Source organism: Halpernia frigidisoli, from assembly GCF_900113805.1.
GTDB lineage: Bacteria > Bacteroidota > Bacteroidia > Flavobacteriales > Weeksellaceae > Halpernia > Halpernia frigidisoli.
The window spans coordinates 221120-237527 of sequence record NZ_FOQT01000004.1 but is presented as its reverse complement, the minus strand read 5'-3'; the positions used below and the strand labels follow the sequence as shown (position 1 = coordinate 237527).

The window sequence follows — 16408 nt, the reverse complement described above, 5'->3', positions numbered from 1 at the left end:
TTATTCCCGCAAAGATTTGGAACTTCTGAAACTTGCCATTAAATAATAAGCTACAAAAATAATTGAAAACTTGATCACTGAAGGAACCGCAAGTTTAAGATCAAAAATAAAGAAGCCTACTACAACTAATACGACCATTGCCAAAAGTGAAATTCCCAGTTTTAACGGCAAAGAAAATTTAGGATTATCAAGGTAATAAGCCAGTCCCCACGCCGAACCATAAGCTAGCGAGTAGTAAAGATTTAACGCTAAATTTTGTGTATCTACAAATAAGTAGTATAAAATAAAACTGAGTAAAGTTCCTGAAACAAAGTATATAATTGCACGCTTCATTAAAAATATTTTTACAAAAATAACAAATTGAATTTTTAAATATTTTATTTATTTTTGAATTTATATATGAAACTAAAAACACCTCTTTTACTAATTATCATACTGTCTTTGTTGTCCTGTCAACAAATCGCAAATAATTATTACGAAAATCATAAAAACGACAGCTACATTTCTCCATATAAAGGATCTTATGTTGGTTCATTTTCTGGCGATGACAACGGCAATTTAAAAGTTGAAATTTCTTCCAAAGATGGTGTTACAATAACAAAGCATTCGAATGTCAGCAATACTGACGATATTTTTATTGATACTTTAAACGGTTCTCTTCTCAGCGGAACAGCATCGCCAAATTCCGGCTTCAGACTACTCGGAAATTTGGTTTCACAAAACACAACATTTTCCGGCAACTGGGTTCAAAATAATTTCAAAGGAACCTGGACGATAAAAAAGCTATAAACTTAAACTACTCTTTTTTCTATATAATTAGAATTCATAGCTCGAAGTGCGCCCATATAATTGATAGAAAAATCAAGCAAATCTCCAACCTTATAGTTTTGATTATTTTCACCGAGATCCAAAATAATCATGTCAGAACTCGAACCAAAATAACCTATGCTTTCATCTTTCGGAAAAATATTAACGCGGTCCAGATCCAGAATTCCTAAATCTAGAATCGCGCGGAAAGAAGTTTTTCCGATTAAATTTTCTTTAATCTGATAACTTTCGCCTTCCAGATTGGTTCCAAAATCACCATCCGGAACCATCGGTTTTTCTATTAATTCAATAATTTCTGCCTGCAAAGTAAAAACATCCTGTTTCAAAAGATTGCTTATTTCATCTTTATAAACATCTGTTCCCTGGTAAAGCGTTTCTCCCACACGAAAATGATTAATCCCTGTAGGTAACATTTTTTTAAATATTAAAGGAATTGTTACAGAAGAACCACCGGAAACATACGGAATCATTTTATTGAAAGTTGCCTCTATCAATTGTTTATAAAGACAAAGCTGGATCAATTTGTCTGTATTGGGTAAAACGCCGAATAAGCAGGAAAGATTGGCGCCAAGTCCCACGACTTTAATATTTGGCAGCTCAAAAACCTCTTTGTAAAAATTTAGCACATCTTCGCGCATAACACCTTCACGCAATTCACCAAGTTCGATCATAATGATGATCTTATGAATTTTTTCTTGTTTTACTGCTTCTTCAGATAAAGATTTTATCGTTTCGATGTTCGTATTCATACTTATATCGGCATATTTTACGACAGAAGAAACAGATCTGGCGGGCGTTGGCTTTATATAAATTGTTTCCATTTCAGGATTCAATTTTTTAATAACCTTTAAGTTACTAACGCGTGAATCACATACCTGAGCTGGATTTAAAGCCAATATTTCCTTTAAAAAAAGTTCGTTTCCACAGAGAATTTTGGTCACAACTGACCAATGGATATATTTAGTTTTAAATAAATAATCCAGTCTTTCAAAATTGTAGCGCAATCTCTCGCGGTGTAAAGTAATTGTTGCCATTATTTTACTAGTCTCATTTCCAGATATTTATTGGTAAAACCCAACTTTTCATATAATTTTTTTGCAGGATTATCGGCTTCCACATGTAAGGCAATATTTCCTTCTGTTGTTGCAATCGCTTTTTCCATTAATTGGCGCCCGATTCCCTGTCCACGTTTTTCTGCGTCCGTTGCGATATATACTAAAATATTTTCCGGAATATAATCTTTCATTCCTGTTTGGTTAATAATTGTCGCGCCAACTATTTCATCTCCTAAAAAAGCCACGAAAATAAAACCACCAATATCGCTGGTTTCCTTTAATGCATAATTCATACATTTTAAAATGTCTGCTTTTGGATCACCATATTGCTCCAGGCTTCTAAATAAAAATTCAGCGATGGCTTCTTTTTCTGAAGTTGTAGGTTTGTCGCTGGGCGTATAAGTTTCTATTTTTAACATCAGGTTTTTTTTTGAAAATTATTTTACAAAGGTAAGATTCTAAGATTTGATTGGTTTTACCCACTAATTCAATTACTTATTAAAAGATTATTCAAAGTTTAACTGCCGTGGAAATGAAGCCTGAAAATACTTTAGTGTCTTTTATATAATCATTATCTTTGAGCTTTATCCAAATTAATTATGTCAAAAGAAAATTATATTCCCAAAAATAAAGTAAGAATCGTAACGGCAGCCGCACTTTTCGACGGTCATGATGCCGCGATCAATGTGATGCGTCGCGTTATTCAGGCAACAGGTTGTGAAGTTATTCATCTTGGGCACGATAAATCTGCCGAAGAAGTAGTGAATTGTGCGATTCAGGAAGATGCAAATGCAATTGCTTTAACTTCTTATCAAGGTGGTCACAATGAATATTTTAAATATATCTATGATCTTTTACGTGAAAAAAACGCGCCTCAAATCAAGATTTTTGGCGGCGGTGGCGGTGTAATTTTGCCCGAAGAAATCAAGGATTTAATGGATTACGGCATCGACCGAATTTATTCCCCAGACGATGGTCGTGAAATGGGTTTACAAGGAATGATCGATGATTTGGTGCAAAAATCTGATTTCCCAACTGGACGAGATATCCAAATTTCTGACATTGATAAAATTAGTTATGACGATTCCAAAACTATCGCAGAAGTTATTTCCGCAGTTGAAAATTTCTCTGATGAAAAACAGGATTTAGTAAAAGAAATTGATAAAAGAATTTCCGATAATCAAGAATATTCAAAAATTCCAATTATTGGGATTACAGGAACCGGTGGCGCAGGAAAATCTTCTTTAACAGATGAATTGGTTCGTCGATTTTTACGTTCAAATCCAGACCGAAAGATTGCGATTATTTCCATCGATCCATCCAAGAAAAAAACGGGCGGCGCACTTTTAGGCGACAGAATCCGCATGAATTCCATCAATCATAAACGCGTTTACATGCGTTCTATGGCGACAAGAGAAAATAACCGTTCCGTTTCGCCATACATTCATTCGGCTTTAAATATTTTAAAACTAGCAAAACCGGACGCTATTATTTTAGAAACATCAGGAATTGGACAATCCGGTTCAGAAATTACTGAAATCGCAGATCTTTCAATGTATGTGATGACGCCGGAATATGGCGCTTCCACGCAGTTGGAAAAAATTGATATGCTTGATTATGCAGATTTGATTGCTTTAAATAAATCTGATAAAATGGGCGCTTTGGATGCCGTTCAGGCCGTTCGAAAACAATACCAGAGAAATCATTTATTTTTCGATAAAAAACTGGAAGAAATGCCTGTTTTTTCCACAAAAGCAAGTCAGTTCAACGATTGGGGAACGACGGAATTATTTAATATTTTAATTCAAAAATTAAATTTAAAATTCTCGGAACTTGGTTTTAATGAATATGTTGAGCAAAATCACCAGGAAGAAACAACCATTATTCCACCAAGAAGAGTTCGTTATCTATCTGAAATTGTGGATAATAACCGCGAATATGATGAAGATGTAAAAAACCAGGCGCTGATCGCAAAAAAAATGTACCTCATCGACGGGACAAAAAAGTTAATTACAGATGATAAAGCGGTTACCGAAAAATTAGATAAAGTTTTCATCAAAACAAAAAAGGAACTTTCCGAAGATAACATGCGGTTTTTAAAAGGCTGGAAAGGTTTTAAAGAAGAAATGAAAGAAGATACTTTTTCTTATTTCGTACGTGGAAAAGAAATTAAAGTGGAAACTTCTTCTAAAAGTTTATCAGGTTTGGCAATTCCAAAAATTTCTTTGCCAAAATTTCAGGATTGGGGCGATTTAATTCAATGGAAAGGACAGGAAAATGTTCCCGGACAATTTCCTTTTACGGCTGGACTTTTTCCTTTTAAAAGAACCGGCGAAGATCCGACGAGAATGTTTGCAGGCGAAGGCGGACCGGAAAGAACCAACCGAAGATTTCATTATGTTTCCGCAGATACTCCGGCAAAAAGGCTTTCGACGGCGTTTGATTCTGTGACGCTTTACGGACAAGATCCTGCGCTTCCGCCAGATATTTACGGTAAAATTGGAAATGCAGGAGTTTCAATTGCCACTTTGGATGATGCCAAAAAATTGTATTCCGGTTTTGATCTGGTTAATGCGATGTGTTCGGTTTCAATGACGATCAATGGACCTGCGCCAATGTTACTTGCGTATTTTATGAATGCGGCGATCGATCAAAATTGCGAAAAATATATCAGTGAAAATAATTTAGATCATTTAATTGAAGCAAAATTAAAAGAAAAATACGACGATAAAAACTTAATAAGACCAACTTACACCGGCGAATTACCACCAAGTAATGATGGTTTAGGTTTAAAATTGTTAGGCTTAACAGGCGATGAAATTTTACCTTCAAATATATATTCAGAAATTAAAGCCAAAACAATCGCAACAGTTCGTGGAACGGTTCAAGCAGATATTTTAAAAGAAGATCAGGCGCAAAATACCTGCATTTTTTCTACAGAATTTGCCTTGAGATTAATGGGCGACGTGCAGCAATATTTCATTGACGAAAAAGTGCGGAATTTTTATTCTGTTTCAATTTCCGGTTATCACATTGCGGAAGCGGGCGCAAATCCGATCTCGCAATTGGCTTTCACGCTTTCCAATGGTTTCACTTATGTGGAATATTATTTGAGTCGCGGAATGGATATCAATGATTTTGCCCCCAATTTATCTTTCTTTTTCTCAAACGGCGTTGATCCGGAATACGCGGTAATTGGGCGTGTTGCGCGAAGAATCTGGGCAAAAGCCATGAAAATAAAATATGGTGCAGACGAAAGAAGCCAAATGTTGAAATACCATATTCAAACTTCCGGGCGTTCTTTGCACGCACAGGAAATTGATTTTAATGACATTAGAACAACACTTCAAGCACTTTATGCGATTTATGACAATTGTAATTCGCTTCACACCAACGCTTATGATGAAGCGATCACGACGCCAACTGAAGCGTCTGTTCGTCGCGCAATGGCAATTCAGTTGATCATAAATAAAGAATTAGGTTTAGCAAAAAATGAAAATCCTTTGCAAGGTTCTTTTGTTATTGAAGAATTGACAGATTTAGTTGAAGAGGCAGTTTATGCAGAATTTGATAAAATTACCGAACGTGGCGGCGTTTTAGGTGCAATGGAAACGATGTACCAACGCTCAAAAATTCAGGAAGAATCGATGCATTACGAATGGCTGAAACATACGGGTGAATTTCCGATCATCGGTGTAAATACGTTTTTAGGAAAAGATGGTTCGCCAACAGTTTTGCCAAAAGAAGTAATTCGTTCTACTGATGAAGAGAAGAAAATTCAGATCGCTAATGTTAAAAATTACCAACAAGCGCACGCAGAAAAATCCACAGCAATCTTAAAAGAATTGCAACACGCGGCGGTAAATCAAGAAAATTTGTTTGCCGTAATGATGGAAGCTGGGAAATATTGCTCTTTAGGTGAAATTACGAATGCACTTTTTGAAGTTGGCGGAAGATATAGACGGAATATGTAAAGCAGATTTTAAATTTTAGATTTTAGATTTTAGATTTTAGAAAATTTACATTTAATAAGGATATTTTGGTTAAATATTAAATTAAATATTATGCGTTCTTCTTTTAAAATAGATAAACCTTGTTCAAAATCTTGGGAATCCATGAACGAAGATTTTGGAGGAAAATTTTGTCAATTTTGTGAAAAAAAAGTTTGGGATTTAACTGAAAAAGATGATTTAGAAATATCAGAAATATTAAAAACAAATAAAAATATATGCGGTAGAATCTCAAATTCAAAAATTAATTTTGCTGCGAGTTTAGCATTTTCTGCAAGTTTAAGTTTAGTATCATGCGCTAGTTCCACAAACTTTAAAAATAATAAAAATTCTGAAATATCAATAAACCAAAATGTGATATTTAAAGGAAATTTAAAGGCGGGAAACGGAGCAATTATTAAAAATACATCAGTTGAATTTGTAACTCTTGGAAAATTATTTTCTACAACTTCAGATCAATTGGGTGATTTTTCTATGGAAATTCCATTAACAAAAATAGAAAAGAAAAACATTCTCATTTTTAGTTCAAAAAACCTTTCAACCTCAAAAAGATTTCGAGACACAATTTCGCAACATTTAATAATACAAAAAACTGATCTATTTTTAAATAAAACTTTAACATTACGTGAAAGTACTACTCAAATTGGTGCAGTTGTAATAGTTTCGCCGACTCCTCCAGATTTTTATTATTTTGATGGCAAAGAAATAAGTGAGAAAAAATTTAAAACAATCCTTAAAGCAAATCCGAACTACAGAGAACTAGTTTTTGATGAAGATGATTTTACAAAAATTTTAACAAATACAAACTTTGTTGGCCACGTTTATCTACTTTATTCTCAGTAATTTTGGCATTAATAATTTATCTTCTCGATAAAATAATCTTTTCAGAACTTGAAAGATTTTTTTATGACAATAAAAAAACTGCTGCAACGGTTTTTTAAATCTTTTTTATAAAAATTGAATATTAAAGTAATTTCATATCTTTAAAAAAAATAAAATATGAATCATTTTTACAGATTACTTTTTTTAGCAGGAATTCTTTTCTCATCAACATTTTTCTCACAAAATAGAACGGAAGATTTTAATATCTCCTTACCAGAAAAAAAAGCAGAAAAAAGTCTTTACAAAACTTTAACTATAATTGATGCCCGCGTAGATTCTACGAATTTAGGAATCGTACAAAAAGGCGCTTTTAACGCAAAAGCCCGCGTAGTGCCGACCATTCCTTTAAAAAACCAGTTTCAGGCTTTATTAAACACAATTAATGGAAATGATGCAGGAAACGGCGAACTTGTTTTGTATTTAAAACAGTTGTCTTTTGCGGAAATCACAGGATCTTTCAGCGAAAAAGGCTATTGCTATTTTCAGGCTTTCCTTTTTAATAAAACGGATGATGGAAGATATCAGCCTTTAAACAAAATTGACTCTGTAATAACGCATTCTTCTATGGATGTGACCAAAGCGACGATGAGAAAAGGCAGTGAGATGATAAGTGATTTTATTGTTAAAAATATTGACAAACAAAATTCCAGTCAAGAATTCTATTCTTTTAATGATCTGATCAATTATGATAAAATTGAAAAATCTAAAATTCCTTTATACAATGCCGAAAAATTAAACGACGGTTTATATACAGATTTCGAAAGTTTCAAAGATCAAAAACCTTCGACGATTTTAGTAACTAACGTAAAAACAGGACCGGATAAAGAAAAAATAATCAGAATTTACAATCAGGTAGATACTAAAGAGAAAGAGATTAAAAAACAGGATTATTATGCACTAATTTATCAATCTCAACCTTATATTTATTCGGAACTGGAAAACAGTTTTCTAAAATTAACAAAGAGAGAAGATGGCGATTTATACTTTATCGGAAGGGCAAAATCTAATCCTAAAATGGGAAATGTAGTTTTGGCAACTGCTTTTTTTGGTATAATTGGTGGTTTGGTGGCTTCAAGCGCAACTGCTAATTTTGAGTCTAAATTAGATTACTTAAATGGCGGATTCATTCCCGTAAAAGAAATAAAAAAATAGTGTTTTTACAAAATAAAATCAAAACATGATCAATAAAAATGACTCCAAAAATATTGGAGTCATTTTTATTTTTAAAGGAAAAATCAACTAAATTTTAATTCTGTAAATACTGAAAGGTCTTTTAAATTTACCTTCTCCAGCATTAGTCATCGGGCTATACTGTATTTGAGAAGTTGAAATATACAAATAACCGTCCGGCGAAATACTGTAACTGTCGGGCCAGATCAATTTTTCTTTATCCTGAATTATAGTTTTCATTTTCAGATCCGGCGTGATTTTTACGATGCTGCTTTTCTCAATATCACCAAGGTATAAATTCCCTTTTTTGTCGAAGATCATTCCGTCTGTGGTTGTAAATTTACCTAAATTTTCAACTGCACTTTCAAGGGTTTTTTCAGATGCTTTAAAATCTCGTAATAGATTGGTTTTAATTCTGTAAAGATTATTATCTGAAAGTGGTTTATAATAAATGTATTCTTTATCTGGCGTTAATGCAATTCCATCCGAATTAATTTTTAAAGGTTTTCCATCGGCAGATTTCAATTCCGTTCCAAGTGGCGAAAAAATGTAAGTAGGATCAGATTTTACAGAAGAAGAATTAGCCAAAACCAATTTTGAAGCGCCAGATTCTAAATTTAAAACCACAATTCCGCCCGTGCTGGAATTGCTCATGTAAGCAAACCCATTTTTATTATCCACCCGAATATCATTTATATAAAGATCATCGCCCATTCCGCTGTCTTTAAAACGGTAAATTCGGTCTATTTTATTAGTTTTAAGATTAATTTTTAAAATTTTATTACTATTTTGATAGACTTTTCCCAAGCCAATTCCGGCAGCATCAACTACCCAAAGAAAATCTTTATCATCGGTCACAACGGCTTGAACGCAAACAAATTTATTTTGTCCGTCTTCGCCTTTTTTAAAACTATTCCACTCGACATTTGGATAAGGAATCGCTATTCCGTTCACGACTTCTACAACTGAATTTTCATGCTCGGGCAACCAATAGGGATAATTGGTAAATAATCTGCCATAACCAGCAACGGCAACACCAGTCAATTGATAAGTGCTGTCGGAGAAAACTTTTTCCAGTTTAGGTTTAACATTGGCTGTGCTATCAGCAGTGATTTTTTCGCTCGTTGCCTCTGAGGTAGTTTTTTTACAGTTAGTAAAAAGCATTAAGGGAAGCAATAGAAGAATATTTTTAATAAAATTCATTTGTATCTAATTTTTTAAATTTTTGGAAGGCGTTTGTGCTTTTTCGTAGATCAAACCTTCGCTTTTTAATTCTTTCCAAAATTCATTAGGGATCTGTTTATTTAGAGAATCAACGTTCCCTTTTACCTGCGAGGGTTTACTGGCACCGGGAATAATGGAGGCAAATTCATCCGCCGCTAAAACAAAATGAAGTGCCGCGTCCAAAATTGAGATATTATATTTTTTGCAAATTTCAGAAATACGGTCTCTTTTCTCGTGCATTCCTTTTGGGATTACATCTTTGTAATTGAAACGTTCTCTACCCGCCATAAAACCGGAATTAAAACCTGCCCCGGAAACCAGTTGCACGCCTGCTTTTTTGGCTGCCGGAAGTAATCTGTCTACTGCGTCTTCATGTTCTAAAATAGAATATTGTGTCGCAGAAAGACAAATATTTGGATCAGCCGCTTCGATACAGTCGAGAATAGGTTCAATCTTATTTACGCCCATTCCCCAGCCTTTAATCACGCCTTCACTTCTCAGTTCGGATAAAACTTTGAACGCCCCTTTTTTGGCTTGTTCCAGAAAATAAGGATATCTATCACCAACCTGATCTTCCGAAAGATCGTGAACATAAATGATGTCAATATAATCAAGACCAGTTCTTTTCAAACTTTCTTCGATGGATCTTTTGACTGCATCCCCGGTATAAATGTGTTTGAAATCATAATTGAAAGGTGCTTTCCACATTGTTCGTGGCACCTCATCTTTTGGAACTTCTGTAAATAAACGTCCCACCTTAGTAGAAAAAATAAAATCTTCTCTTTTTTGGCTTTTTAAAAATTCACCAAAACGCGTTTCACTTTTAGTTAAACCATACCAAGGCGAAGTATCGTAATATCTTACGCCTAAATCCCAGGCTTCCTGCAAAATTGATTGCGCTTTTTCATCTTCTAGTTTTTCAAAAGCTGTTCCGATGGCTACACCGCCTAAACCCAATTGATGTTTGTCTGTTAATATTTTGTTTTTCATATAAATTTTTTAATATTCATTTTAAAGCAATCAAACATTATGCAGGAAAGAAAAAATTATCTCGATATGTATATTTTAACTTTAAATGAGAATTATAGAAATTTAATATCCTCATTTTTTTAAATCTCATATTAAGTAACATTGAAAAAGTAAAATGAGAATTTGTAAGTATATAGATAAGAATTTATGTGACCATTCATAAATTGACGATCACAATATTATAAATTAATAACTCCGAAAATTTTCGGAGTTATTAATTTTATGAATCTTTGTCGTAAAGATTATAAAATATATTTAGATTTTTTGAAAAATTTAAAAAAACCTAGCCTGCTTTTAAAAGCTCGCTGTCTGTATGTTTTTGCTCAAGTTCATTAATCTTTTCTATTTGCTTATCAATATTTAATAATGTTAAAACCAGCCAGGCCAAAGTCATGAAACCCACAAAAAAGAGGAAAGAAATGTCCCAGTTAAAATTATTTTTTATTGGTGCGAGCAAAGCTGAACCTGCAATAGAACCGGTAGCACCGAAAGTCATATAAAGTGTAAACTGGCTTGCAGACACATTTCTGGAACAACACTGCATGGCAATCGCGAAAACTCCAATTTTAGCAAAAGCATTAAATAATCTGTACGTGATAATAAAACCATCCATGAAATAGGTTTTCGTCCAAACCGATTGTACTAAAACTAAGATCATCGCCAAACCCATTATGATAAAAAAATAGATATTTATCATCCTTTTTTTACCAAATTTTTCAATCAATAATCCGCCAAGTAAAATACCGCCAATACCGCCAATAATATCAGCAGTTGCAAAAATGTGACTGTAATCTGTGTTTGTAAAACCTGTGTTTTTTATCGTAAAAATGGGCAAAAGATGTTCAAAATAATCATAAGCACCTTGTGTTATAAAAAGTAAGATAACCACCAAAATGGAATTTTTTAGCCTAAAAACTTCAAAAAGTGCTTTTAAGATCATGGACCAGTTTGACATTTGCATCTGTACAGAAACAGGTGAAGCCTTTCCAGGTAAAAATGGCAAAATCTTCTCACCTTCTTTTTCCCGAAGTAAAAGCGGAACTAAAGTTATTACACAAACCAAAACGCAAATGGAAAGCATTGCCGCTTTAAAACTATAATTGTTTAAAAACCATGTTCCTAAAACTAACGCTAAAGAACTTCCCAGCATTCTTGAACCCTGCATATAACCATTTGCTCTTGCCTGCTGATCGTCGGGAATTACATCTACCGCCATGGCATCTCCCGCTGCATCCTGAATAGCGCCACAGGATGATAAAATAAAAGCTGCAACGTAAAGTGTTTTTAAATTATTTAAAGGATCATGAACGTTGGCAATTCCTATCAATGCTGCGATCAAACCAATATGACTTAGCAAAACCCAAGGCCGCTTTCTACCCATTGGAAGATAAGTATATCTGTCCATTAAAGGCGCTACTATAAATTTAAAAGTCCAGGGAAGCGAACAAGCAACTGCAAAACCGCCAATTTCTGAAACACTTTTTCCCTGAATTGCCAACCACGCCGGAATACCAATAAAAAGCATACCCTGAGGCAGTCCTTCAACAAAATATAAAGCAATAAAATTAAAATATCTTAAAAATTTGCTTTGGGATAAGGCTGGTATCTGCATATTCATTTAATAGTATTCTACTTAAAAACCGTAGTTTTCGTAAACTGATTCGGTGCTGGACTCGGTGTGTTTGGGTTAGTATTAATTTCCGTTTCCGGGTAAATAAACCGTTGTGGTTTTTGGCTTCCTACCGATAAAGGTATTGGTAATTGAACAATCGGCAAAGCACTTGCTAATCTTCGGTAGTCATTAAAGGATTCATATTGCATTAAAAAAACAATGTAGCGCTGGCTGATAATTTCATAAAGTAAAGACATTTGAGGCGAAGAAAAATTGTTCGGATTTGCTAAACCGGCCTGTAAAAAATCTGCCGAAGTGTAGGCATCGTACTGTCGACCAACATTTGAAAATATTTTTCCATTCATATATCCGGAATTTAATCCAACTCTTACTGTGTTTAACGCTGCTATCGCTTCATTTTGCGTTCCTAATCTTGCCTGAGCTTCCGCTAAAGTCAATTGATTTTCATAATATGTCAAAATTGGATGCGGTGCGTCATTTGTAAAGGCGCCGTCTAAAGTATTTGGATCTAAAGTAACTGAACCCGTCAAATTTGGTGTCGCAAAAAATTTAAATAAAGCCGTTTCATTGGTTTTTGTATTGGCAGAATTTATTCTGGAATTCATTAAAATCGGTAAATAAGCGCCATTAAAGCCAACATCGCCGGTAAATTTTACCTTAAAAAAATCGTAATTTAAATTGGTATCTACATTCTGGCTTTTACCATGCGGCACCAAAGCATCGCCGGATGTATCAGAAATCCCCAGTTTTGCGGCGTCTGCAGCAAGTTGGTAATTGGCAGTGTGCAAATACAGCCTTGCTTTTAAAGTATAAGCTGCTTTTTTCCATTTTGAAACATCGCCTTTATAGATAAAATCCTGGGTAACGAAAGACAATCCAGTAGTAGCTGATAAATTTAAAATAGCATCATCTAAAGTCGTTTGCAGTTTTTTGTAAACGTCAAGCTGCGCATCAAAGACAGGATTTGGAAATTTTTCAGCATTAAAAGCCTGACTGTAAGGAACATCGCCATATAAAGAAGTCGCTTTTGTAATCACTAAAGCTTCTATAACTTCACCAACACCTTTAAGCCGCTTATCACCGATTTGATCTGCTTTTTCCTGTATTAATCTTGCCTGTCCGCCAACCGGATATAATGTTGTCCAACTAAAATTAGTTGAAGCCACGATATACTGACTGAATCCAAGATGCGCTCTCGCCAAACCATTCACTTCGCGCGACCACATCGAGGCGATCCGAACATCTGTATCTTCGTGAAGAATAGAAATTCCTAAAAGTGTTCCGGATAATAGAGTTCTGACATCTACGTCCGTCACTGAATTTGGATTACTTGTTATCGCATCATCTTCAAAAAGATGACTGCAACTTGTAAAAATAAAACCAATCAATAAAAAAGGAATTAATTTTAATTTAAATATATTTTTCATGGTGATTTTCTAGTAATTAATAAGAATAGAAGCAAGATAAGATCTGGTATTTGGGTTTGTAAACCAATCCTGACCGCGCGCAAGTCCTGAACCTGATACATTTGATTCCGGATCAATGCCGCTGTATTTTGTCCAAAGGAATAAATTTCTGCCTGTGAGACTAAAATCAATACTTGATAATTTTAATTTTTTCTTTAATTTTTCTGTTCTTAAACTGTATGTTAAAGTCATCTCACGTAATCTTGAAGCGCTTCCATCTTCAACAAATTGTTTATAAGAAGCCGTTGTAGAAGCCGTTCCGCGACCGCGATACCAAGCCTGATTTAATGCAACCGGACCTGCGCCAAAATCTCTGATCTCTCCCTGATAAGTACTTCCGGCAGCCAACAAATTACCATTAACGTCGCGAAGTCCGCCAGTTGGGACAATAATAGTATTTCCCTGATCGCCGTGTGTTCCAAAAGCATAAAGAGAACCTCTTGTTCCGTTAAAAACATCATTACCCTGAACACGGTCAAAAAGAACATACAAACTAAAATCTTTATAAGAAAATGTGCTACCTATACCTGCGCGCCAGTCTGGGTTTGGATCACCGATAACTTCTGTTCCGGTTCCCGGTTGTGGAAATCCGTTTGCATCAAGAATATAATTGCCTAAAGAATCCTTTAAAAAATCTGTGGAAAGAAAAACCCCAAACGGTTGTCCCGGAATTAATGACGCATTTTGTATAAAACTGTCAGGCAAAACATAAGCTTTCACGCCGGAAAGTGATACCACCGTATTTTTATTTGTGGAAAAATTGGTGGATAAATTCCATTTAAAATTGCCAATTCTTAAAACATCACCGCTTAGATCAAGTTCTAAACCTCTATTTTTTAAAACGGCCGCATTGGTATTTTTAATTGTAAAACCTGTTTCCGCGGGAACACTTAAACCCAGAATAACATCTTTTGTACGGTTTGAATAAGCAGTTGCTGAAAAACACACCCTATTTCTGAAAAACCTTAGATCTACACCTAATTCATATTCAGTTTTAATTTCAGGTTTTAAAAAGTCATTCCCCTGAGTGGTATTTCTTACGTAACCTCCATTATATAAACTACTTACCCCGGATAATCCATTCGTAAAAGGATCGCCATAATTGGCAGAATTGAGCAAAGTTAAATTTTGATAAGGCTGCGGCTGAATACCAACCTGACCCCAGGTAAAACGTAATTTTCCAAAGCTAAAAGTCTTTTTTTCATTAAATAAATTAAGGTCAGAAAATTGCCAGGCAACCGCTGCAGAAGGGAAGAAAAAATTTCGGCTGGTTTTACTACCAAACGTGGACGCACTTTCATTTCTACCCGTTAATGTTATGAAAACCTGATTGTAAGCTTCAAAATCAAGCTGCCCATAGAAAGCATAAGTTCTGATAAGTGAACTGCTGTTGTTTGCGCGTAAATTTGTGTTCAAAGCATTGTCTAAAATATCAGGTGCGTTTGGAATGATCAATTTCGTGATCGCATTAAAAACGGATTCACTTCTTCGGCTGTTATAATTAAATCCTGCTAAAAATGAACCTTTAAAATTTTCATTGATCTCTTTTTTAGCTAAAGCAAAAAGATCTGTATTAAATTGCTTTTCCTGAATAGAAGTGATCGATAAATAACCATCTGTGAAATTAGCAGAATTTGAGGCAAATCTTTCGACTCTTTTATCGGTAAAATTATCAACGCCAGCTCTTCCGGTTAAACTTAGCCATTTCAATGGCGTGATGTCAAGCTGAACAGTTCCTAATATCCGGTCAATATTGCTGGTATTTTTATTATTTTCAATATTCCAAAAAGGATTGGCGTAGGTTGTATTTCTGTCAATTCCTAAAGGATTTCTGTAAGAAACATGCGCTTTTGGGAAAATTGAACCAGCAGCATTGGTGTAAGTTCCTTCAAAAAGGGAATTATCAAAATCACCAGGCGTACGAAGACTGCTGAGTAAAAGTCCGTCAACATTATCGCCTTCCTGAACTCTGGATGAAGCGCTTTTGATATAGTTTACATTAGCGCTTGCTTTTATATACTGGTTAAATTTTTGACCAACATTTAATCTGATTGTCTGTCTGTCATAATCACTGAAAGATTTTATAACGCCTTCCTGATTTAAATTAGAAAAACTTAATAAAAAATTAGAATTTTCGTTTCCACCATTTAAAGTAAGATTATTTTCGATAAAATGACCGGTTTGGAAAGCATCTTTTCCATGGTTGAAAGTGTCCCTGGAATTTTTACCCCCGTTTTTGTTTGCAGCAGTTCCTGGTGCGATCGCGTATCTCACCGTTCCATCAGGAAAAGTTACAAAACCCATATAACCTGGAGTATTTGGATTCGTGATAAAGTTATCAACACCGCCTGGCCTGTCAGATATTAAATCTCCGAAACTTAAACGGTTTCCCTGCTGATAAAGTCCGTCAGAACCTTGTCCATAACGGGTCTGCAAAGGATGCATTTTATTTACAACATCGAAGGAAACTGTTGATTTTAAGGAAATATTAATTTTTCCATTGCTATTTTTTCCATTTTTTGTGGTGATAATAATTACGCCGTTCGCAGCTCTTGAACCCCAAAGTGCTGCAGCTGAAGCACCTTTTAAAACCTCAACGCGCTCAATATCTTCAGGATTAATATCATTAATTCTTGATTGCTGCACAATGCCATTTGCCAGTGATGCGCCGATTTTTGAACTTGAGTTACTGACAGGCATTCCATCAATAATAAAAAGTGGTTGCGCATTTCCGCCAATTGTATTCTGACCTCTAATCTGAATATAAGCGCCGGCACCGGGATCACCACCATTTCTTGTGATTAAAACACCTGAAGCTTTCGCGCTTAAACCCGTCAGAACACTGGTTTCGCCAGATTGCGCAATGCCAGAACCTTTTACAGTACTTGCAGAAGACGCAAATTTATCACGTTCTCCTTTTAAACCCAACGAAGTAATAATCACTTCATCAATATTTGAAGTAGATGTGCTATCAGCGGTAATTTTTTGTTGTCCTAAAACTGGAACGGAAGAGATGAAAAAAAGGATTGGAATAATTAATTGATTTTTTGTCATTAAATCGATTGTTAAAAATTTTTTAATTTATGTAAAATTAGAGCGGTCATTTTCTTA

General features: G+C 34.7%; 12 protein-coding genes. 4 read left to right on the top strand and 8 right to left on the bottom strand.

Annotated features, from left to right (window positions below; genetic code table 11):
• Positions 1–333 (bottom strand): hypothetical protein, encoded by a 333-nt coding sequence (locus BM238_RS11410; RefSeq protein ID WP_090081017.1) that lies wholly within the window; start codon positions 331–333, stop codon positions 1–3.
• A gap of 66 nt (positions 334–399) precedes the next feature.
• Between BM238_RS11410 and BM238_RS11405 the strand changes: the two genes are divergently transcribed.
• Complete coding sequence (locus BM238_RS11405; protein ID WP_090081015.1) at positions 400–789, top strand: hypothetical protein; 390 nt, start codon at positions 400–402, stop codon at positions 787–789.
• Between the two features lie 2 nt (positions 790–791).
• Here the strand turns inward: BM238_RS11405 and BM238_RS11400 are convergent, their stop codons facing one another.
• Positions 792–1862, bottom strand: a complete 1071-nt coding sequence (locus BM238_RS11400; protein ID WP_090081012.1) for an alanine racemase — start codon at positions 1860–1862, stop codon at positions 792–794.
• Positions 1862–2302 (bottom strand): GNAT family N-acetyltransferase, encoded by a 441-nt coding sequence (locus tag BM238_RS11395; protein WP_090081010.1) that lies wholly within the window; start codon positions 2300–2302, stop codon positions 1862–1864. The genes BM238_RS11400 and BM238_RS11395 overlap by 1 nt, the downstream gene beginning before the upstream one ends.
• A gap of 180 nt (positions 2303–2482) precedes the next feature.
• Here BM238_RS11395 and BM238_RS11390 point away from each other — a divergent pair, with 180 nt between their 5' ends.
• The 3 genes from BM238_RS11390 (at position 2483) to BM238_RS11380 (ending at position 7927) form a co-directional block, all read left to right on the top strand.
• Entirely contained in the window at positions 2483–5857 is a 3375-nt protein-coding gene (locus tag BM238_RS11390; RefSeq protein ID WP_090081007.1) for a methylmalonyl-CoA mutase family protein, read from the top strand.
• 90 nt (positions 5858–5947) lie between these two features.
• Positions 5948–6736 (top strand): hypothetical protein, encoded by a 789-nt coding sequence (locus tag BM238_RS11385; protein WP_090081004.1) that lies wholly within the window; start codon positions 5948–5950, stop codon positions 6734–6736.
• A 156-nt stretch (positions 6737–6892) separates the two neighbouring features.
• Positions 6893–7927, top strand: coding sequence for a hypothetical protein (locus BM238_RS11380; protein WP_090081001.1), 1035 nt, complete (start codon positions 6893–6895; stop codon positions 7925–7927).
• Between the two features lie 87 nt (positions 7928–8014).
• On the opposite strand, the gene BM238_RS11375 is transcribed toward BM238_RS11380, so the two are convergent.
• The 5 genes from BM238_RS11375 to BM238_RS11355 all read right to left on the bottom strand — a co-directional run bounded on the left by BM238_RS11375 (position 8015) and on the right by BM238_RS11355 (position 16351).
• The gene (locus BM238_RS11375; RefSeq protein ID WP_090080997.1) at positions 8015–9148 is read right to left on the bottom strand and encodes an L-dopachrome tautomerase-related protein; all 1134 of its coding nucleotides are present in this window, start codon (positions 9146–9148) and stop codon (positions 8015–8017) included.
• Between the two features lie 6 nt (positions 9149–9154).
• A complete protein-coding gene (locus BM238_RS11370; protein WP_090080995.1) occupies positions 9155–10159 on the bottom strand; it encodes an aldo/keto reductase in 1005 nt (334 codons plus the stop codon).
• Between the two features lie 322 nt (positions 10160–10481).
• The gene (locus BM238_RS11365) at positions 10482–11810 is read right to left on the bottom strand and encodes an MFS transporter (protein ID WP_221404935.1); all 1329 of its coding nucleotides are present in this window, start codon (positions 11808–11810) and stop codon (positions 10482–10484) included.
• A gap of 17 nt (positions 11811–11827) precedes the next feature.
• A complete protein-coding gene (locus tag BM238_RS11360) occupies positions 11828–13258 on the bottom strand; it encodes a SusD/RagB family nutrient-binding outer membrane lipoprotein (RefSeq protein WP_090080989.1) in 1431 nt (476 codons plus the stop codon).
• Between the two features lie 9 nt (positions 13259–13267).
• Positions 13268–16351, bottom strand: a complete 3084-nt coding sequence (locus BM238_RS11355; protein WP_090080987.1) for a SusC/RagA family TonB-linked outer membrane protein — start codon at positions 16349–16351, stop codon at positions 13268–13270.
• Between the last annotated feature and the right edge of the window lie 57 nt (positions 16352–16408).

Excerpts from the sequence above, each read along its gene's own strand:
- BM238_RS11410 (WP_090081017.1), bottom strand. The coding sequence starts at position 333 with ATGAAGCGTGCAATTATATACTTTGTTTCAGGAACTTTACTCAGTTTT.
- BM238_RS11405 (WP_090081015.1), top strand. The coding sequence starts at position 400 with ATGAAACTAAAAACACCTCTTTTACTAATTATCATACTGTCTTTGTTG.
- BM238_RS11400 (WP_090081012.1), bottom strand. The coding sequence starts at position 1,862 with ATGGCAACAATTACTTTACACCGCGAGAGATTGCGCTACAATTTTGAA.
- BM238_RS11395 (WP_090081010.1), bottom strand. The coding sequence starts at position 2,302 with ATGTTAAAAATAGAAACTTATACGCCCAGCGACAAACCTACAACTTCA.
- BM238_RS11390 (WP_090081007.1), top strand. The coding sequence starts at position 2,483 with ATGTCAAAAGAAAATTATATTCCCAAAAATAAAGTAAGAATCGTAACG.
- BM238_RS11385 (WP_090081004.1), top strand. The coding sequence starts at position 5,948 with ATGCGTTCTTCTTTTAAAATAGATAAACCTTGTTCAAAATCTTGGGAA.
- BM238_RS11380 (WP_090081001.1), top strand. The coding sequence starts at position 6,893 with ATGAATCATTTTTACAGATTACTTTTTTTAGCAGGAATTCTTTTCTCA.
- BM238_RS11375 (WP_090080997.1), bottom strand. The coding sequence starts at position 9,148 with ATGAATTTTATTAAAAATATTCTTCTATTGCTTCCCTTAATGCTTTTT.
- BM238_RS11370 (WP_090080995.1), bottom strand. The coding sequence starts at position 10,159 with ATGAAAAACAAAATATTAACAGACAAACATCAATTGGGTTTAGGCGGT.
- BM238_RS11365 (WP_221404935.1), bottom strand. The coding sequence starts at position 11,810 with ATGCAGATACCAGCCTTATCCCAAAGCAAATTTTTAAGATATTTTAAT.
- BM238_RS11360 (WP_090080989.1), bottom strand. The coding sequence starts at position 13,258 with ATGAAAAATATATTTAAATTAAAATTAATTCCTTTTTTATTGATTGGT.
- BM238_RS11355 (WP_090080987.1), bottom strand. The coding sequence starts at position 16,351 with ATGACAAAAAATCAATTAATTATTCCAATCCTTTTTTTCATCTCTTCC.